The 18,738-nt window shown below is 68.7% G+C and carries 14 protein-coding genes, 1 pseudogene and 2 riboswitches; of the genes and pseudogenes, 8 read left to right on the plus strand and 7 right to left on the minus strand.

The features are described 5' to 3' along the window. Positions 1–11: 11 nt before the first annotated feature. The 3 genes and pseudogenes from AC5Y36_RS03225 to AC5Y36_RS03235 form a co-directional block, all read left to right on the plus strand. Positions 12–4,600, plus strand: a pseudogene (locus AC5Y36_RS03225) (HAD-IC family P-type ATPase); the annotation flags it as partial. Beyond that, positions 4,518–4,811, plus strand: a complete 294-nt coding sequence (locus tag AC5Y36_RS03230; RefSeq protein ID WP_500039559.1) for a hypothetical protein — start codon at positions 4,518–4,520, stop codon at positions 4,809–4,811. The pseudogene AC5Y36_RS03225 and the gene AC5Y36_RS03230, both read left to right, overlap by 83 nt. 3 nt (positions 4,812–4,814) lie before the next feature. Next, the gene (locus tag AC5Y36_RS03235; RefSeq protein WP_500039411.1) at positions 4,815–5,084 is read left to right on the plus strand and encodes a hypothetical protein; all 270 of its coding nucleotides are present in this window, start codon (positions 4,815–4,817) and stop codon (positions 5,082–5,084) included. Between the two features lie 4 nt (positions 5,085–5,088). On the opposite strand, the gene AC5Y36_RS03240 is transcribed toward AC5Y36_RS03235, so the two are convergent. Continuing rightward, complete coding sequence (locus AC5Y36_RS03240; protein WP_500039412.1) at positions 5,089–5,304, minus strand: Rv1535 family protein; 216 nt, start codon at positions 5,302–5,304, stop codon at positions 5,089–5,091. 256 nt (positions 5,305–5,560) lie between these two features. Further along, a riboswitch (M-box (ykoK) riboswitch) is annotated at positions 5,561–5,741 on the minus strand. Positions 5,742–5,988: 247 nt separating this feature from the next. Then, positions 5,989–7,755 carry an MFS transporter gene (locus tag AC5Y36_RS03245; RefSeq protein WP_500039413.1) on the minus strand — a complete coding sequence of 589 codons (1,767 nt, stop codon included), beginning with the start codon at positions 7,753–7,755 and terminating at the stop codon, positions 5,989–5,991. A gap of 120 nt (positions 7,756–7,875) precedes the next feature. Beyond that, positions 7,876–7,987, plus strand: a riboswitch (TPP riboswitch). Here AC5Y36_RS03245 and thiC point away from each other — a divergent pair. The 3 genes from thiC to AC5Y36_RS03260 all read left to right on the plus strand — a co-directional run bounded on the left by thiC (position 7,977) and on the right by AC5Y36_RS03260 (position 11,199). Beyond that, positions 7,977–9,620 carry a phosphomethylpyrimidine synthase ThiC gene (gene thiC, locus AC5Y36_RS03250; RefSeq protein WP_500039414.1) on the plus strand — a complete coding sequence of 548 codons (1,644 nt, stop codon included), beginning with the start codon at positions 7,977–7,979 and terminating at the stop codon, positions 9,618–9,620. (Overlaps the previous riboswitch by 11 nt.) A 110-nt stretch (positions 9,621–9,730) precedes the next feature. Beyond that, complete coding sequence (gene thiD / locus AC5Y36_RS03255; protein ID WP_500039560.1) at positions 9,731–10,567, plus strand: bifunctional hydroxymethylpyrimidine kinase/phosphomethylpyrimidine kinase; 837 nt, start codon at positions 9,731–9,733, stop codon at positions 10,565–10,567. Further along, the gene (locus tag AC5Y36_RS03260; RefSeq protein WP_500039415.1) at positions 10,564–11,199 is read left to right on the plus strand and encodes an alpha/beta hydrolase family protein; all 636 of its coding nucleotides are present in this window, start codon (positions 10,564–10,566) and stop codon (positions 11,197–11,199) included. Before thiD ends, AC5Y36_RS03260 begins: the two co-directional genes overlap by 4 nt. Here the strand turns inward: AC5Y36_RS03260 and AC5Y36_RS03265 are convergent. Then, on the minus strand, positions 11,188–11,925 hold the full coding sequence (locus tag AC5Y36_RS03265; RefSeq protein ID WP_500039416.1) for a GAF and ANTAR domain-containing protein: 738 nt from the start codon (positions 11,923–11,925) through the stop codon (positions 11,188–11,190). The two genes, AC5Y36_RS03260 and AC5Y36_RS03265, sit on opposite strands and share 12 nt — an antisense overlap. Further along, entirely contained in the window at positions 11,915–12,094 is a 180-nt protein-coding gene (locus AC5Y36_RS03270) for a hypothetical protein (RefSeq protein ID WP_500039417.1), read from the minus strand. The genes AC5Y36_RS03265 and AC5Y36_RS03270 overlap by 11 nt, the downstream gene beginning before the upstream one ends. 100 nt (positions 12,095–12,194) lie before the next feature. Here AC5Y36_RS03270 and AC5Y36_RS03275 point away from each other — a divergent pair, with 100 nt between their 5' ends. Continuing rightward, positions 12,195–13,679 (plus strand): flavin-containing monooxygenase, encoded by a 1,485-nt coding sequence (locus tag AC5Y36_RS03275; protein WP_500039418.1) that lies wholly within the window; start codon positions 12,195–12,197, stop codon positions 13,677–13,679. A 36-nt stretch (positions 13,680–13,715) separates the two neighbouring features. Further along, positions 13,716–13,940, plus strand: coding sequence for a hypothetical protein (locus AC5Y36_RS03280; RefSeq protein WP_500039419.1), 225 nt, complete (start codon positions 13,716–13,718; stop codon positions 13,938–13,940). A gap of 7 nt (positions 13,941–13,947) precedes the next feature. Here the strand turns inward: AC5Y36_RS03280 and AC5Y36_RS03285 are convergent, their stop codons facing one another. The 3 genes from AC5Y36_RS03285 to AC5Y36_RS03295 form a co-directional block, all read right to left on the minus strand. Further along, positions 13,948–15,453 carry a PPE family protein gene (locus AC5Y36_RS03285; protein ID WP_500039420.1) on the minus strand — a complete coding sequence of 502 codons (1,506 nt, stop codon included), beginning with the start codon at positions 15,451–15,453 and terminating at the stop codon, positions 13,948–13,950. Positions 15,454–15,624: 171 nt separating this feature from the next. Further along, positions 15,625–16,956 (minus strand): sensor histidine kinase, encoded by a 1,332-nt coding sequence (locus AC5Y36_RS03290; RefSeq protein WP_500039561.1) that lies wholly within the window; start codon positions 16,954–16,956, stop codon positions 15,625–15,627. Positions 16,957–17,177: 221 nt separating this feature from the next. Continuing rightward, positions 17,178–18,662: a M28 family metallopeptidase gene (locus AC5Y36_RS03295; protein ID WP_500039421.1), complete on the minus strand. Its 1,485-nt coding sequence runs from the start codon at positions 18,660–18,662 to the stop codon at positions 17,178–17,180. Positions 18,663–18,738: the final 76 nt, after the last annotated feature.

Below are 18,738 nucleotides of genomic sequence, written 5' to 3' on the forward strand. Positions count from 1 at the left end.
ATCGCTAAACCTTGCCAAGACCCAATCCGTTCCGTGTAATCGCGACCTGCATCCAAACCACCACCGCCCTCACCGGCCTGACGCTGCACACCGCTGCCACGGCCGCGGAAACCGTCAGCGCTGTCGCCAACGCCGGCATCGACCTGGCCACCCTCCCGGTGCGCCAGGCGGCCAAGGCGCTCTCGCGCGACCTCGCCGGCGCGGCCTCGTCCCGGCGGTGTTGGCGCGGCGACAACCGGGCCTGGATCGAGGTGCGCGGCCTCAATGGCCCCCGCGGCCCGGAATTGGGGACCGCCGTCCTCGATGCCGTCCGGGCACAACCCGGTGTCACCTCGGCGACCCTCAACTTCCCGCTCTCGCGGGTGGTCATCGGCTTCGACGAGCCGCAGACGTCGTTGCAGGAGTTGTGTGGGGTGGTCGCGGCCGCCGAGTCCCGGACCCCCGCCGGCCCGCAGGCCGTCCCGCAGCGGTCGGCGCGAACGGCGAGCCTGCCCGGAGACGGGCTGACCATGGCCTTGCGGATGGTGACCACCGGCGCCAACGTCGCCGGGCTCGGCGTGGCGACCGTGGGCCGGCTGATGCGGATGCCGCCCCTGCCGCTGGGTCTGCAGGCCGGCGTGGTGTTCGCCGACTACCAGCCCTGGCTGCGCGCCTTACTCGAGGACAGACTCGGCAAGACCGCGACGGACACCGTGCTGAACCTGGCGGCCACGGCCGTGCACACCCTCAACGAGGCACCCAGTTCGCTGGCGGTGGGTCTGGTGATGGAGGCGATAAAGGGCGCCGAAGAACGCGCCGAGGCCGACGCCTGGCGTCGCCGTGAGCCCGAACTCGCCGGGCGCGCCGGGCATCCGCGCGTCGACGTGCCGGTACGGCCGGTGCCACGGCCGCCGGGGCCCGTCGAACGGCACGGCGATCGCAGCGCATGGGTACAGGGTCTGGGCGCCGGGGTGGTCGCGGCGGCGACCCGCAGCCCGGACATGGCGGGTACCGCGGCGGCGGTGACAGCGCCCAAAGCGATGCGCACCGCGCGTGAATCGTTCTCCGCGACGCTCGGTCGCGGGCTGGCCGACCAGCATCAGGCCGTGGTGTTGCGGCCGGGCAGCCTGCGCGAGTTGGACCGCGTCGACACGGTGATCATCGATCCCCGGGTGTTGTGCGGCGACACGCTGCGCGTGATGCAGGTGCGCGGCGCCGACGACGATCAGCTCTCGGCCGTGTGGGCGGCCGCGCAGAACCGACTCGGTGAGGATGGGCTGACCCCCGGCTGGCATCCCACCGGCGAGCCCGGTGTCGAGGTGTCGTTCCAGCCCGCGCTGCAGCCGCTGGCCGCGGCGCTGGTGACCGAGGCGCGACACGCCGACGTCGAGGTGGTGTCGGTCGACTTCGAAGCACTCGGTGAGCTGCGGTCGATCTTCGACGAGATCCGCCCGCTGGACGGCGCGTCCATGGACGACGCGCTGACCGCGGCGGTCACCGCCTATCAGGCCGACGGCCACGACGTCGCGGTGCTGTCGACCACAGCCCTGCAGGCGCTGGTCGCGGCCGACGTCGCCCTGGGCGTGCTTTCCACCCGCGGCACCCCGCCGTGGTGTGCCGATCTGCTGTTGACCGACCTGGCCGCGGCGTGGCGGGTGATTCACGCACTGCCGGCGGCCCGGTCCGCCAGCCGGCGCGGGGTGGAGATCTCGACCGGCGCCTCGGCCCTGGGATCGCTGCTGATGTTGCCGGGGGTGCGCGGCCGTGGCCCCGGCCCGGTGACCACCGGCGCAGCGGCCGGCGCGTTGTCCGGCCTGCTGCTCGGACGTCGAGTGATCAGCGCCGCCACACCGCGACCTGCCGCGGTGCACGAATGGCACGCGATGTCCATCGACCAGGTCCGCACGATCCTGCCGCCGCCGGAAACGATCGACGATGCGGCCGCCGACCGGCGACGACAGCTGCCCGGTGCCGCCGCCGGTCGCGCCGTCACCGGCGCCGCCAAGCGCGGCGCCGAGTTGACCGCCTCGCCGCGAGAGTTGGTCTGGCAGTTCGCCGGCGCGGTCCGCAGTGAACTCTCCGACCCGATCACACCCGTGCTGGCGCTGGGTGCGACCGCCAGCGCGATATTGGGCTCACCCCTGGACGCGGTGCTGGTCGGTTCGGTGGTCGGCGGCAACGCCGTACTGGCCGCCGTGCAGCGGATGGTGGCCGAGCGGCGGTTGAACGTGCTGTTGGACGAACAGATTCCCCCGGCCCGGCTGGTGATCGGCGGTGCCGAGTCCACAGCGTCCCCAGCGTTCGTCGGCGCCGACGACGACAGGGTCTACCGCGAGGTCGTCGCCGAAGAGCTGCAGCCCGGTGCCCTCATCGAGGTCCGCGCCCACGAGGTGGTGCCCGCCGACTGCCGGCTCATCGAGGCCGACGACCTCGAGGTCGACGAGTCGTCGCTGACCGGAGAGTCCCTGCCGGTGATCAAGCAGGTCGAGGCCACACCCGGCGCCAACCTCGGCGACCGGGAATGCATGCTCTACGCCGGGACCACCGTGGTGACCGGCACCGCGGTCGGATTGGTGACCGCGGCCGGCGGCGACACCCACAGTCGCCGTGCGGCCGAACTGGTGGCCGGCGAGCAGTCCTCGGTCGGATTGCAGCACCAGCTGAGCCTGCTCACCAGCAAAGCGTGGCGGATCAGCCTGGCCGGCGGGGCGCTGGTCACCGGTCTCGGGATGCTGCGCCGGATCGGGTTACGCCAGTCGGTGGCCAGCGGGATCGCGATCAGTGTCGCGGCCATCCCGGAGGGATTACCGCTGGTGGCCACCCTGGCCCAGCAGGCGTCGGCGCGACGGCTGACCGGTGAGGGCGCGCTGGTCCGCGTCCCGCGGTCGGTGGAGGCGCTGGGACGCATCGACGTGGTCTGCTTCGACAAAACCGGGACGTTGAGCCAGAACCGGCTGCGGGTGGCCCAGGTGCATCCCGCGGCGCGCTATGCCCGGACGGATGTGCTGCGCTGCGCGGCGCACGCCGCCCCGGCGACCAACGGCACCCCGCAGATTCACGCGACCGATACCGCGATCACCGAGGCCGCCTACGCGGTCGACGGGGTCCAGGAGCACGCCGGACCCGTTGCGCACCTGCCGTTCCGCTCCGGACGGTCGTTCTCGGCGACGGTGGCCGGTGTGGAACTGACCGTCAAGGGCGCCCCCGAAGTGGTGCTTGCCAAATGTCACGACCTGGAACCGGATGTCCGCAGCTCGGTGACCGCCCTGGCGGCCGAGGGGTTGCGCGTGATCGCCGTCGCCCGATGCGACCTGACCGTCGAGCAAGTCCAAGCCCTCGGCGACGACCCCGAGCCGGAAGACATCGCCGAGCTGTGCGGGGACGGGTTGTCGTTCGTCGGCTTGCTGGGGCTCTCCGACACCCCGCGCGAGGAAGCCGCCGAGCTGCTCGCCGAGCTGGGGCGTCGGGAGATCCCGGTCTGCCTGATCACCGGAGACCATCCGATCACCGCGACCGCGATCGCCCGCGAGCTGGGCCTGCCGGTCAGCGCCGATCAGGTGATCAGCGGCGCGGAGTGGGACGGACTCTCCCGCAAGGCCCAGGAGCGGGTGGTCACCGAGCGGGTGGTGTTCGCCCGGATGTCGCCGGAGAACAAGGTGCAGATCGTGCAGACCCTGGAGCGCACCGGGAAGGTCTGCGCCATGGTCGGTGACGGCGCCAACGACGCCGCCGCGATCCGGGCGGCCACCGTCGGGATCGGGGTGGTGGCCCACGGCAGCGACCCGGCCGCCACCGCCGCCGACGTGGTGCTGCTCGACGGCCGCATCGACGCGCTGCTGGACGCCCTCGACGAGGGCCGGCAACTGTGGCAGCGAGTACAGGCGGCGGTCGCGGTGCTGCTCGGCGGCAACGCCGGCGAGGTGGCGTTCGCCATCATCGGCAGCGCGGTCACCGGGCGCTCCCCGCTCAATGCCCGCCAGCTGCTGCTGGTGAACATGCTCACCGATGCGCTGCCGGCCACCGCGCTGGCGGTGAGCTCGCCGAACCGCCCGGTGGACTCCGGCGGGCACGGCCCCGACCCGCAAGCACTGTGGCGCACGGTGGCGGTGCGCGGGGCGACCACCGCGTCCGCTGCCGTGGTGGCCTGGGCGATGGCGTCGTTCACCGGGCGCCAGCAGCGTGCTGCCACCATTGCCCTGGTGTCGCTGGTGGCGACCCAGCTGGGCCAGACGCTGCTGGATTCGCACGATCCACTGGTGGTGCTCACCGCGGTCGGCTCGCTGGCCGCGATGGGCACGATGATCAGCATCCCCGGCGTCTCGCAGCTGCTGGGCTGCACACCCCTGGGCCCGGTGGGCTGGGCCCAGGCGTTGGGCACCGCAGCGGTCGCCACCGCGGGCGCGGCCGTACTGCCCCGGCTGCTCAGCGAGGTCAGCTTCGAGCCGGCATCCGAGGCGACCACCGAAACCATCCCCGACCTCATCAACCGTGCGGTCGCCAAGGCGCCGCGACTGCGGCTGGTGCGCGACGGGGAGAGGCTGCCGACGCTCCGGCGGCCCGGCACGCCCGACACCCCACCCCGCCTGTCGCAGCGCGAGGCGGTGCAGCAGATCCGCGAAGGCCAGACCTTCGCGGTGAACCTGCCGGTGTTGGGGCTGGTGGCCGTCCCGCGGCCCGAGCAACTCGCCTTCTACAGCGCCCTGCTCACGCTGACCGCGTTACGGCTCCTCGACTGGCCGGTGGCGCTGATCATCGCGGCCGGTCATATCCTGGCCAACAATCAGCACAACCACGTCCTCGAAGAGATCGCCGAAGCGTCGGAAGAGGTCTAGCGCATGGCAGACAATCCACACCGCCCGTCGCAGAGCGAGGCGGTGCAGCAGATCCGCGAGGGCGAGAAGTTCGTGGTGAACCTGCCCGTGCTGGGAGCCGTATCGCTGCCGCAGCCGCAGCAACTCGCGTACTACGGCGGCCTGGTGGCGCTGTCGGCGTTCGGGCTCCTCGACTGGCCGGTAGCTCTGGTCATCGCGGCCGGACACATCCTGGCCAACAACCACCACAACCACGTCCTCGAAGAAATCGGTGAGGCGCTGGAAGAGGTGTGACGCCTCAGCCGTTGACCACCAGCAGACCGGTGCGCCACAGCAGCGCGTACGCCTGCCGCATCGGCACGGTCAGCAGACGGGTCGTGGCGTCGATCAGCGGGTCGCCGACCGGCCGGTGCTCCTGCGCCTTCGCGGCACGGACCGGACGAGCGGTCCGCGTGGTGATGTCGATGACCTCGGCGGTGTCGGTGTAGGTGTCGGTGTAGGCGAGGGCAACCATGGCGGGCCTCCTAAGCGCGGTACGGTGCTCCGCACACCAGCCAGGAGGCTCTATCTCAAATCAGGAGAGAAGCTCAACTGGAGGTGACGTGCGACCGTTCGGATGGGGACGGAACAGACGGCAAATATCGACTCGGACTATCACCGGAACTCATGCGTCCCTCACCTCCTCTCGGTCACAGCACGCGACACGCTGCCAGTTGGCCTGGGGCCAATTCAGTACACGCTGGGAGGCAGACCCGGCCGATCGCCGGAGAACCGCACCCCTCTCGTCAGAGTTTCGACACCACACGGCGTGTCCTGACCCAGTACTGCGGTCCGGAAGCCACTTGGGCTCAACCCTTAAGCCGGGAGGAGCTGTCCTGACCCGGGGCGTCTCTCGACGTTCGGGGTCAGTGGCCTGTGTCCGTGTAGCCGCCTCACCTAACGAGGTGCTTACCTGGTCCATGGTGCATCAGCGCGGGTGACGGGTCAATCCGAAACACGCCCCCGGCGCTGTGAGGTTCCTGGGAGTGTTCCCGGGGGTCCCGATCACCGGGCGGGATCGAGATGCCCCCTTACATTGAGTCTGCGTCCAGGGCGGGAATCCGGGCGGAAATCCCGCCCTGGACGCAGACTCGATGACAAACGCCGCCATGAGCGCACAGCCAAGGTCGAAAGCGGAAGCGAGAAGGGGAAATACCCGCTATCGGGCGGGACGGACCTCGGCGGCATACCTGCCGGGCGAAACCAGCGATGCCAGCGCGCCCAGCACCATCATCAGGGTGGCCGCGGCGAACACCACCACCAGGCCGGTATGGAACGGCCCGGAGATCAGCAGCGGGAAGAAGGTGTGCCCGGTCAGGGTGCCGGCGTCGACGCCGGGCTGCTGCAGGGCGCCTGAGGGGGCCAGCAGCTCGGCGATCGGGTTGTAGCCGAGGAACGCGGCGAACAAACTGCCCACCGGCGGCGTCTGCGCCACCTGGTGGGCGACATCAGCCGACACGCCGTGCTCGGTCAGGCCTGCGTTCATCGCGCCGGGCAGCGAGTTGGCGAGCCCGACGATCATCAGCGAGAAGAACACCCCGATCGACAGCGACATGCCCGCGCTGAAGACCGTCGCCCGCACCCCCGACGCCGAGCCGCGGTGATCGGCCGGGACGCTGGACATGACGACCGCGGAGTTGGGGGCGGTGAACACGCCGCCGCCGAGGCCGTTGAGGAAGACCAGCGCCGCGAACATCCAGTAGTCGAAGTTCACCGGGATCAGCGTGAGCGCCACGAACGTCGCGGCCGCCAGCAGCATCCCACCGACGGTGAACGGGCGGGCGCCCCATCGGTCGGACAGCGCCCCGGCCACCGGACCGGCCAGCAGGAAGCCGCAGGTCATCGGGAGCAGATAGATTCCCGACCACAACGGCGTGGATTCATAGCTGTAGCCGTGCAGCGGTAACCAGATGCCCTGCAGCCAGATGATCAGCATGAACTGCATGCCGCCGCTGCCGACCGCCGACAACAGCGCGGCGACGTTGGCGAGGGCGAACGTCCGGTTCTTGAACAACCGGATATCGAGCATCGGGTACCGCACCCGCATTTCGATCACGCAGAACACCGCGATGGCCAGCAGCCCCAACGCGAGCGGGCCCAGCACCCACGGGTTGGTCCAACTGGTGGCGGAGGCGCCATGCGGCTGAATGCTGTAGGTGATGGCGGTGAGGATCACGGTCAGGCCCAGCCCGAACGTCGCGGTTCCAGCCCAGTCCAGCCGGGCCGGGCTGCGCTCACCGAGCTCGTGCAGCGAGCGCATCGACCACACGCTGCCGATCACGCCGAACGGGACGCCGACCCAGAAGATGGCCCGCCAATCCCACTCCGACAACGCCCCACCGATCAGCAGCCCCAGAAACGAGCCGGCGACCGCGGCGACCTGGTTGATGCCCAGCGCCATGCCGCGCTGATTCGCCGGGAACGCGTCGGTGAGGATCGCCGCCGAGGACGCCATCAGCATGGCGCCGCCGACGCCCTGCATCACCCGCCAGCCGATCAGCCACATCGCGCCGGCGCCCAGGTGGAACGGGTCGACCGACAACGCCACGGCGGCCACGGTGAAGACCACGAAGCCGAGGTTGTAGATGCGGACCCGGCCGAACATGTCGCCGAGGCGGCCGAAGAACACCACCAGCACCGCCGAGACCAGCAGATACCCCATCAGCATCCACAGCAGGTAGCTGACGTTGGACGGGTCGAGCGGGTTGAGGCCGATGCCGCGGAATATCGCCGGCAGCGAGATCAGCACGATCGAGGAGTTGATGGTCGCCATCAGCACGCCGAGCGTGGTGTTGGACAGCGCGATCCACTTGTAGAACGGGTGGTCGTGGTCGTAGGCCAACCGGCGGCGGGCGGTCGCGACGGCACCGGCGTCGACCACCGGCGGGTCGGCGCCCGGCGTTGTCGCCTGGATTTCAGTCGTCATCGGGCCCCCACAAATCACATATGTTAGCTATGCAAATGAATTTCGCCTAATCCTTATCGGTTTCGAATCCGTTCGGACCTGCCGACCGCCGGTGCACTGAGCTAGCGTGGGGGGCGTTGCTAACCAAACCGCGGGAGCGTGCGTCGAGCGCGCTGAGAGGACGGCTGATGCGCCGTCGACCGTACGAACCTGACCGGGTAATGCCGGCGTAGGGAGATGAAATGACCGAATTGGCTGTATCCCCGTCCGTGACCACCGGGCCCATCCCGTACAGCACCAAGCACTACCGCGAGCTCGACGGCCCGGACGGCGTCGTGCTGCGGGTCCCGTTCCGGCGGGTCAACCTGACCAACGGTGAACACTTCGACCTCTACGACACCTCCGGCCCGTACACCGAGGACGACGCGGTGATCGACCTGCACGCCGGCCTGCCGCCGCGTCCGGGCGTGGTCCGCGACCGGGGCACCCAGTTGCAGCGGGCCCGCGCCGGGGAGATCACCGCCGAAATGGCATTCATTGCCGCCCGCGAGGGTGTGCCCGCCGAGCTGGTCCGCGACGAGGTGGCCCGTGGCCGGGCGGTGATCCCGGCCAACCACAACCACCCTGAGCTTGAGCCGATGATCATCGGCAAGGCGTTCAAGGTGAAGATCAACGCCAATATCGGCAACAGCGCGGTCACGTCGTCGATCGCCGAAGAGGTGGACAAGATGGTGTGGGCGACCCGCTGGGGCGCCGACAACGTCATGGACCTGTCCACCGGCAAAGACATCCACGAAACCCGGGAGTGGATTCTGCGCAACTCGCCGGTACCGATCGGGACCGTGCCGATCTATCAGGCGCTGGAGAAGGTCAACGGCGATCCGACCAAGCTGACCTGGGAGATCTACCGCGACACCGTGATCGAGCAGTGCGAGCAGGGCGTGGACTACATGACCGTGCATGCCGGGGTGCTGCTGCGCTACGTGCCGCTGACCGCCAAGCGGGTCACCGGGATCGTGTCCCGCGGCGGGGCGATCATGGCGGCGTGGTGCCTGGCCTATCACCGGGAATCGTTCCTCTACACCAATTTCCACGAGCTGTGCGAGATCCTGGCCCGCTACGACGTCACCTTCTCCCTCGGCGACGGCCTGCGACCCGGGTCGATCGCCGACGCCAACGACGAAGCCCAGTTCGCCGAGCTGCGTACCCTGGGCGAGCTGACCAAGATCGCCAAATCCCATGGTGTGCAGGTGATGATCGAAGGCCCCGGCCACGTCCCGATGCACAAGATCGTGGAGAACGTGCGGCTGGAGGAAGAGCTGTGCGAGGAGGCGCCGTTCTACACCCTCGGCCCGCTGGCCACCGACATCGCGCCGGCCTATGACCACATCACCTCGGCGATCGGGGCGGCGATCATCGCCCAGGCCGGCACCGCGATGCTGTGCTACGTCACCCCCAAGGAGCACCTGGGCCTGCCCGACCGCAAGGACGTCAAGGACGGGGTGATCGCCTACAAGATCGCCGCGCACGCAGCAGATCTCGCCAAGGGGCATCCGCACGCTCAGGAACGCGACAACGCACTGTCCAAGGCCCGCTTCGAGTTCCGCTGGTACGACCAGTTCGCGCTGTCGCTGGACCCGGACACCGCGCGGGAGTACCACGACGAGACGCTGCCCGCCGAACCGGCCAAGTCCGCCCACTTCTGCTCGATGTGCGGGCCTAAGTTCTGCTCGATGCGCATCACCCAGGATGTGCGGGACTACGCCGCCGAACACGGCCTGCAAACCGAAGAGGACATCGAGTCCGCGCTGACGATGGGCATGGCGGAGAAGTCGGCCGAGTTCGCCGAGCACGGCAACCGGGTGTATCTGCCGCTGTCGCAGTGACGACCGCAAGCGCGGCGGAGCCGGGCGCAGCGGGTCGGCACCCATCCGACGCAGTGACGACCGCAAGCGCGGCGGAGCCGGGCCAAGCGGGTCGGCACTCATCCGACCCAGTGGGTTTCCTGCCGTTGGCCGCACCGGCAACCACCCCGCTTCGGGTATTGACCATCGCCGGTTCGGACTCGGGCGGCGGCGCCGGGTTACAGGCCGACCTGCGGACCATGGCACTGCTCGGGGTGCACGGGTGCGCCGCGGTGAGCGCGGTGACGGTGCAGAACACCGTCGGCGTGCAGGGTGTTCACGAGATTCCCGACGACGTCGTCGCCGCCCAGATCCGGGCGGTGGTCACCGACATCGGGATTCAGGGTGCCAAAACCGGCATGCTGGCGTCGTCGTCGATCATCAGTGCGGTGGCGGCCACCTGGCGCGAGATGGGCGCCGGGGTGCCGCTGGTGGTGGATCCGGTGTGTGCGTCCATGCACGGGGACCCGCTGTTGGCCACCTCGGCGCTGGATTCGCTCCGCGGCGAGCTGTTTCCGTTGGCGACTCTGGTAACCCCCAACCTCGACGAGGTCGCGCTGTTGACCGGTATCGAGGTGGTCGATCCGCAATCGCGGCAGGCGGCGGCCAAGGCCCTGCACGCACTCGGCCCGCGTTGGGCGCTGGTCAAAGGCGGTCATCTGCGCTCGTCGTCGCACAGCACCGACCTGCTCTACGACGGTTCGGACTTCTACTCCTTCGACGCTGAACGGATAGCCACCGGCGACGATCACGGCGGCGGCGACACCCTGGCGGCCGCGGTGGCGTGCGCGTTGGCGCACGGGCTGTCGGTGCCCGACGCGGTCGCCTTCGCCAAACGCTGGGTGACCGAGTGCCTGCGAGCGGCGTACCCGCTGGGGCACGGTCATGGGCCGGTATCCCCGCTGTTTCGGCTCCGGGCCGAGCAATGACCGCCGACCTCGATGCCATCGACGGCATCGCGCACGCGCCCGATGCCACCCCGGCAGGGGTGGTGGTGTTGACCCACGGCGCGGGCGGAAATCGGGATTCTGCTCTGCTGCAGCAGATCTGCGACGAATGGGCCCGCCGGGGCTGGCTGGCGATCAGATACAACCTGCCGTATCGGCGCCGCCGGCCCAAGGGACCGCCGTCGGGCTCGGGGGCCGTCGACCGCAGCGGGATCGCCGAGGCGATCACGCTGGCCCGCGGCCTGACCGACGGCCCGGTGGTGGCCGGTGGCCATTCCTACGGCGGCCGACAGACCTCCATGGTGGTGGCGGCCGGCCTGGACGACAGGGCAGCCCCGGTGGACGTGTTGACGCTGTTCTCCTATCCGGTGCATCCGCCCGGCAAGCCTGAACGCGCCCGCACCGAGCACCTGCCCGACATCGCGGTGCCGACGGTGTTCACCCACGGCACCTCCGACCCGTTCGGCACCCTCGACGAGGTGCGCGCCGCCGCGGCACTGATCGCGGCACCGAGCCGAATCGTCGAGATCACCGGAGCTCGCCACGACTTGAGCTCCAAGCGCCTGGACGTCCCGGCGCTGGCGGTCGGCGCGGCGCTGGGACTACTGGCTTAACTGGTCGTCGGTAGGTGTCTGGCCGCGCCGGTTGATGACCTCGGCGGCGACCACGGCGACCTTGACGTTGAGTTCCTGCGAGGCCCGGCGCAGCATGTCGAATGCCTCGGCTTCGGAGATGTCGTTGAGCACCATCAGCATGCCGATGGCCTTGCCGATCTCGCGGTTGGACGCCAGGCCGCGGCGCAGGGTGGCCGCCTCCTCGCCCTGGGCGGCGGCACCGATCGCCATCGTGGCGAAGGCGGCCAGGATCACCGCTCGTTCGGCCGACGACTTGTCGAACACGTTGGGAGTATCGGAGAACAAGTTGAGGGCACCGACCTTGCGACCCTCGACCAACAGCCGAAATCCCATGGCTCCGCGCACCGGGGTTTCGGCAATCAGCCGGGCAGCCAACGCCGGCCACTGACTGTTCACGGTCAGATCGGCGTCGATCTGGGCGGCTTCCTCTTCGATGGCATCCAGGCAGGGACCGTCGCCGACGGCGATCTCCAGTTTGTCTGCCATCCGGGCCACCCCGTCGGTGGCGGCAACCGTGCCGTAGCTGTCGCGACGGCGCAGCATGAGGCTGGCCCGATCGCATCCGGGCACCATCAAGGTGGCGGCCACGCAGATCGCGGTGTACACCTCATCGAGGTCCGTTCCCTGGTAGACGATGTCGGCGAGCGCGCTGAACACCGTCGCGGGATCGACCTCGCCGGCCGATTGCTCGAGGTTATCGGTCATAGTCGTCGTCCGCCGGGGGCGCGCTCCGCTGCTGCTCGAACAGGTCGGCGGCGTCCGCCTCGACGGCCGCCGAGAAGTCGGCGTCGCTGTCGGCGTCATCGGCGGGATCGGCGACCCGCGACTGCTCGGCGAGGTCACCGTCACTGGCGTCGGGATCCGGTTCGGTCATCGCGCCTCCCGTCTGTCTGCGGTAATTCTCCACCAGTGTGCACCGGTATCGTGATGCTGACGAAGTTCAAACTTACTTTGAAGTAAGGTACGGTCTTTTTATGAGTGCGGAGCATCTCGACGTCGTCATCGTGGGGGCTGGCTTCGGCGGCATGGGCGCGGCGATCGAACTGAAAAAGCTGGGCTACCACAACATCGTACTTCTCGAACGAGAAAACGACCTCGGTGGAACGTGGCACGTCAATCGCTATCCCGGACTGGCCGTCGACATCCCGTCGACGACCTATTCCTACTGGTTCGAACCCAACCCGTACTGGTCACGGCTGTTCGCCACCGGCCCGGAGCTCAAGCGCTACGCCGAGCACGTCGCCGACAAGTACGACGTGCGCCGTCACATGCGGTTCAACACCAGCGTGCAGGGCGCCCGCTGGGACGAGGAAGCCCAACTGTGGCGGGTGGCGCTGGACGGCGGGGAAACGCTGAGTACCCGATTCCTGATCACCGCCACCGGTTTCCTGTCCCAGCCGCACACCCCGGACATCCCGGGCATCACCAGCTTCGACGGCAAGGTCATCCACACCACCGCCTGGGACGGCAGCTATGAGTTCGCCGGGCGCCGCGTGGGTCTGATCGGCACCGGCGCCACCGCGGTGCAGTTGATCCCCGAGCTGACCAAGACGGTCGCCGACCTGACCGTGTATCAGCGCACCGCGATCTGGGTGGCACCCAAACTCGACTTCCGAATCGCCCCGTGGGTGCAGAAGCTGTTCGCCCGGGTTCCGCTGGCCCAGCGGGCGATGCGCTGGGTTACCGACAACCTGCTCGAGTTCATGACGCTGACCGCCGTGCTGAACTACCCCTACTTCCGGCGGCTGTCGATCGCCGGCATGGACGCCTGCAAGATGCACCGGTTCGTGCAGGTGCGCGACAAGGAGTTGCGGGCCAAGCTGACCCCCACCTACGACATCGGCTGCAAGCGCCCGAGTTGGTCCAACGATTACTACCGCAGCTTCACCAAGCCGCACGTGCATCTGGAATCGGGGGGCATCGAGCGGATCGAGCCCGACGGCATCGTCTCCACCGACGGACGCAAGACCGTGATCGACACCCTGGTGCTGGCTACCGGCTTCGATCTGTGGGAGGCTAACTTCCCGGCCATCGAGGTCGTCGGACGTGACGGGCGCAATCTCGGAAAATGGTGGCGGGAGAACCGGTTCCAGGCCTACCAGGGGCTGTCGATCCCGCATTTTCCGAACTATCTGAGCCTGGCCAGCCCGTACGCGTTCTCCGGGTTGTCGTTCTTCAACACCATGGAATACCAGATGCGCCACATCGGCCGGCTGCTCGGCGAGGTGCGGCGGCGCGGCGCGACGACGTTCGAGGTCACCGAGGCCGCCAACACCCGCTTCCTGGACGCGATGACCGAGCGGCTGGACAACTCGGTGTTCTACGCCGGCGATTGCGCGACGTCACGCTCCTACTACTTCAACCACAGCGGTGAGGCGTCGCTGCTGCGTCCCACCTCGGTGCGTAACGCCGTGCGCGACGGCTCGCGATTTCCGTTGGACGACTACGCGATCGCCTAACCTCCTGCGACTCAGCGCCGATCCGAAGGAGCACAGATGTTGGAGCTGCTCCGCCGCGTACTGAATTTCCAGTTCACCGTGGCCGAACTGATCGGGATCGCGCTGATCCTCGGGACGCCGTATCTGGTGGTCGGTGTGATCTGGTCGGCGACGCACACCCGGCATCTGCACGAGATGGACGGGATCGATTTGGTGGTGTCGTTCCTCGGGTCGATTGTGTCGTGGCCGGTGTTGTTGTTCGCCAACGTCTGTATGACCTGAGACGACGTCAGGCCGACCAGCTTCTGGGCAGCATCGGGACCGTCGGCCCGCCGCTGAACTCGGTCTCGGCCAACGTGGTCAACCCCGCCGCCTCGGACACCTCGGGTTTGGCTGCGGCGCCGGTAAAACCCAGTGGCCCCGCGCCCCGGTCGGAGGCCGCCGCCCAATCCGGCTCGACCTCGATCGTCATGTCCATGAACTCGTTGCCGTGCCCGCGCAGCCGCGCCGCCCTGCGGCGACGGGTCCGGGCCTGTTCACCGGCCAGCGCGCTGCCGGCGGGAGCGACGGCATCGTCGGTGTCGGGCAGCTCGGTCCGCCGGGCCCGACGCGCACCCGCGCTGCTGCTCGCCGACAAACCCGCGGCGCTTGCGGCATAGAAGCCATCGGTGGCGGTCGGCCCGAATCCCGCACCGGGTCCCCCGCCGGCCAGTCCGCCGTCGGCGACAGCGGTGCCGGGCGGGGTCGTGCCGCTGGATGCGTTGGACAGGGTCGTTTCGATCCCGCCCGGGCTGGTGGGCGCCGCCGAGGCACCACCCGCTGGCGCGGGTGTGGTCGCGGTCGCCGGAAGGTTCGCGGGAGGCTCGGGCAGCGTCGCGGTGCCGTCGGGGACCCCGGCCAACGCCGCCAACCCGGCCAGCCCGGTGGCACCGGTCGCGGCCAGCGCCGCCGGAACGGCGAACGCGAACAGCAGCGGCGACGCCTGCAGGAGCGGATAGATCAGCATCAGGTTGTGAAACACGGTCCACGCCAATGCGGAAGCCAGTCCGGGCGCGATTCCCGGAATCTGCGCGAACAGCGGCTGCAGGGCGTTGACCAGTGGCATCGGGCTGATCGGGTAGCCGTTCGGGTAGAACAGCAGCTTGGCGAGCGGATCGGCGAAGCCCATGTTGTATTCGGTGATCCACTGGGCCAGTTGATCCTGCCACGACGTGCCGGTGCCGGCCTGCTGGGCGGCGGCGGTGGCCGGGGCGCTGGGAGCGACGATCGGCGGTGCGGGCGTGGTCGGCGGGACCGCGGCCAGGGCCGAATCGCTGACCGCGTGATAGAGGGTCATCGTGTCGGCGGCTTGGATCCACATCCGGACGTAGTCGGCTTCGTTGAGCGCGATCGGGATGGTGTTGATGCCGAAGAAGTTCGTGGCGACCAGGGCCCCGTGGATGGTGTGGTTGGCCGCGAGTTCGGCCAGGGTGGGCATGGCGGCCAGGGCGCCGGTGTAGGCACCGGCCGCCGTCTGGTGCAGGGTCGCGGCGGCGGTGCTCTTGGCCGCGCTGTCCAGCAGCCAGCTCAAGTAGGGGCCGTGGGCGGCCACGTATTGAGTGGCAGAGGGGCCCTGCCAGGCGCCGGCCTGCACGGCGTCGAGCAGTGCGGTGAGGTCGGCGGCCGCCGAGGTGTACTCGGCGCTCAGCGACGACCAGGTGCCGGCTGCAGCCAGCAACGGCCCCGGACCCGGACCACTGCTGAGAAGCGCCGAGTGCACTTCCGGCGGCGACGCCATCCACAGCGGCAGGGACACCGGTTCCCCTTCTGTTCGTCCGGGTGCTTACCTACAGTGGTCGGCGCATGGCGGCGATTGGTTCCCAAAGACTGGCGAGCAGTCGCAAATGTGCCCTAGTAACCGGGTTACAGGGCACATTTGCGACTGCTCGCCGGGGGGCGGGGCTACTCGCGGACGGCGGCGCGGTGCTCAGCCGGCGCCGGGCAGCCGCAGCACCAGCCGCGTGCCGCCCAGCGGGCTGTCTTCCAGCGCCGCGGTGCCGCCGTGCAACTCGGCCTGTTGAGCCACCAGCGCCAGGCCCAGCCCGGAGCCCGAATGCGAAGCCGTCGACCCGCGGGAGAACCGTTCGAACACGGCCGCACGTTCCTCCTCGGGAACGCCGGTGCCGTTGTCGTCGACGGTGACCTCGACACCATCGGCGGAGCTGACGGCGTTGAGCTCGATCTCGGTGGCGCCGCCGTGTTTGACGGCGTTGGCGATGGCGTTGTCGATCACCAGGCGCAGTCCGGCGGGCAACCCCAGCATCAACACCGCATTGGTCGGCACCAGGGTCACCTGCAGGTCGGGGTAGATGCGCATCGCGTCGTGGGCAGCGCGGTCGAGTAGTTCGGTGATGTCCAAGGGGACGTGGTCGTCGGCGGTCATCAACTCGCCCTGGGCCAGCCGCTCCAGAGCCATCAGGGTGGCTTCGATGCGGCTCTGGGTGCGCATGACGTCGCCGACCATCTCCTTGCGCTGCTCGATCGGCAGATCCATGGTGGCCAGCACCTCGAGGTTGGTGCGCATGGCGGTCAGCGGGGTGCGCAACTCGTGGGAAGCGACGGCGGCGAAGTCGCGGGCCGATTCGTAGGCGGCCTTGGTCCGCTGTTGGGCGGTGCCGATGCGGGCGAGCATGCCCTCCACGGCTTCGGCGATCTCCACCGCCTCCCGAACACCACGTACCTGGACTTCGTCGGGCTTGGACTGGGCGCTGATGGCGCGGGCCTGCTGGGCCAGCAGCCGGAACGGGTTGATCATGATCAGCCACATCACCCAGACGACGATGACGGTGCCGATCAGCACACCGCCACAGATCCCCAGTACCCGCAGGTGCAATTCGTGGATGCGATGCTCGGTTTCGGTCACCGGCGAACCGACCGCGATCAGAGCCCGCCCGGCCGTGAAGGTCCGGACCCGGTACACGACACCGTCGATGGTGGTGGTGTTGTAGCCGGTGTCGAACTGCGGCAACACGATGTTGGCCGGCACCGACACCGTCGCGTCGCCGATCCGGGCGGTGCGCACCACATTGTGATCCGGCTGCGGCTGACCGGTGTTGCTCTGCTGGGTGCTGTTGAGCAGCATGTTGATATCGCCCAGACCGCTCAGCGAGTCCAGCCGTCGGTCAAGCTGGCTGTACTGGTCGTTGGTCACGCCGAACCACACCCAGGCGCCCAGGATGATGACGAGGGCGACCACTGACAGCGCGGCGACGATCACGATGGTCCGCAGCGACAGCAACCGACGCAGTCCGCCGAGCAGTCCGCCGCGAGCGGAAGGTGTCCCCGCTGAAAACACCCTGATCACGCCGCTTTTGGCCACAATTGCGTCTCTCTGGAAAATTGGATGATCCACCCGTTACAGGTCGATCGACTGTGCGGTTTAGGAAGTGCCTTCTCGGCAAACGCGTACCAAAGCGCACACTCGGGGCGATTTTCGCCCTCCACCGCGGGGCGCAGCGCGAGGGTCTGCTCGCGCATCAGTCACTTACCCAGTACGTGCCGGGTGCGGTCGTCACGGGTCGGAACACCGTTGTGGCCACCCAGATCCTGGGCGTAGATGCCCGCCGCATAGGCCGCGCCGCCGCCGTTGATGCCCAGTTCGTCCTTGTCGACGTGCTCGAGGGTGTCGCCCTTTTGGTGGTAGTTCGGGTCGAACGGCTGGTCGGCGTCACCGCCCCAGAGCTCGGCCTCCTCCGGGGACTTCTTGTTTTCGGCACCGGAGAACAAACCGCCGGCCGGCACGCCGGCCAGGGTGAACCCGTCGTAGTCGGAGCGGCCGTCGAAGGACGTGTCCCGCGCCGTCTTTCCGGCGGTCTTCAGATAGGCGACCAGCATCCGCTCGATCCCGGCCGAACCTTCCGGCACCACCGGCTGACCACGCTGATCGGGCGCCAACGACTGGTCACCGTCGTAGGTGAAATAGCCTGGGTTCGGCGAGCCGAGCATGTCGAAATTCAGGTATAGCGCAATGTCTTTGAGCGCCTCGAAGTCCAAGGATTCAACGTATTTGCGCGATCCGATCAGCCCCAGCTCCTCGGCACCCCAGAAGCCGAACCGCACCGCGTTGCGGACATGCGGCGAATTTCCCAGCTGCAGAGCGGTTTCCAGCACCGCGGCCACTCCGGAGCCGTTGTCGTTGATGCCTGGGCCTTCCGGAACACTGTCCAGGTGTGCACCGAGCATCACGACGTCGTGCGTCGAGCCGGTCTTGGTCTGCGCGACGATGTTGCGGGCCTTGACATTTTTGGTCTCCGCCGACAACTTGACGGTGGCGGTTCCATGCTTGCCGCGCAGAGTCGCCCCCTGCGACTTGGTGATGCTGACAACCGGGATCTTGACGTCGGTGTCCTCCCCCAGGGTGCCACCCATTTTCTCCTCGTCGACGTTGTCGGCGACGATCATCGCCACCGCACCGCGCTCGACGGCGATGGCCTCTTTGTCCTTGAAAGGACACTTGCCGCGGTCGACCAGAACGACCGCACCCTGCACCGGCAACCCGTCGTAGTCGGCGGCGCTGCAGCCGGGGCTGTCGTCGTCGGCCGGTGCGGCTACCAGTGGGCCGCCCACCCCGTCGGGCGGAGTGCCCAGGCTGTACTGCAGCGCCCGGGCTTCCACGGTGGTGCCGTCGACGCTGACCGAGCCCTTCTCGGACTGGAATACGCGTGCGGAGAATTCGGGGGTTTGTACGTCGAAATCCTTGTCGCGCAATGCTTTGGCCACGTAGTCGACGCTGGCTTCATACCCGGGCGTCCCGACAGCGCGCGTCCCGTTGTTGGCGTTGGCGATGTCCTGAAGCTTCGACAGGTGCGCCATCATCGCGTCGACGGTGACCTTGTCACGCAGCGTGGCGGCGAATTCCGCGGGCGGCTCGGAGCCCACCGATTGGCGGTCGCAGCCGCCGACCAGCATCGCAGTGACCGCTACCGTACCCAGCAGCGCCGGCATCATCTTCGACTTGTTGCCCATCGCGCCCACGTTAGCCGCTGCGCCAGCCCCGCACCGCGCCGAGTGTCAAGTTGTGTTACGCGGATCGCAAAAAAGT

The organism is Mycobacterium sp. NGS50, from assembly GCF_059812545.1.

Coding starts and splice junctions, on each gene's coding strand:
- AC5Y36_RS03295 (WP_500039421.1), bottom strand. CDS start 18,662: ATGGGCAACAAGTCGAAGATGATGCCGGCGCTGCTGGGTACGGTAGCG.
- AC5Y36_RS03270 (WP_500039417.1), bottom strand. CDS start 12,094: ATGACCGAACCGGATCCCGACGCCAGTGACGGTGACCTCGCCGAGCAG.
- AC5Y36_RS03240 (WP_500039412.1), bottom strand. CDS start 5,304: ATGGTTGCCCTCGCCTACACCGACACCTACACCGACACCGCCGAGGTC.
- AC5Y36_RS03245 (WP_500039413.1), bottom strand. CDS start 7,755: ATGACGACTGAAATCCAGGCGACAACGCCGGGCGCCGACCCGCCGGTG.
- AC5Y36_RS03265 (WP_500039416.1), bottom strand. CDS start 11,925: ATGACCGATAACCTCGAGCAATCGGCCGGCGAGGTCGATCCCGCGACG.
- thiC (WP_500039414.1), top strand. CDS start 7,977: ATGACCGAATTGGCTGTATCCCCGTCCGTGACCACCGGGCCCATCCCG.
- AC5Y36_RS03275 (WP_500039418.1), top strand. CDS start 12,195: ATGAGTGCGGAGCATCTCGACGTCGTCATCGTGGGGGCTGGCTTCGGC.
- AC5Y36_RS03260 (WP_500039415.1), top strand. CDS start 10,564: ATGACCGCCGACCTCGATGCCATCGACGGCATCGCGCACGCGCCCGAT.
- AC5Y36_RS03235 (WP_500039411.1), top strand. CDS start 4,815: ATGGCAGACAATCCACACCGCCCGTCGCAGAGCGAGGCGGTGCAGCAG.
- AC5Y36_RS03280 (WP_500039419.1), top strand. CDS start 13,716: ATGTTGGAGCTGCTCCGCCGCGTACTGAATTTCCAGTTCACCGTGGCC.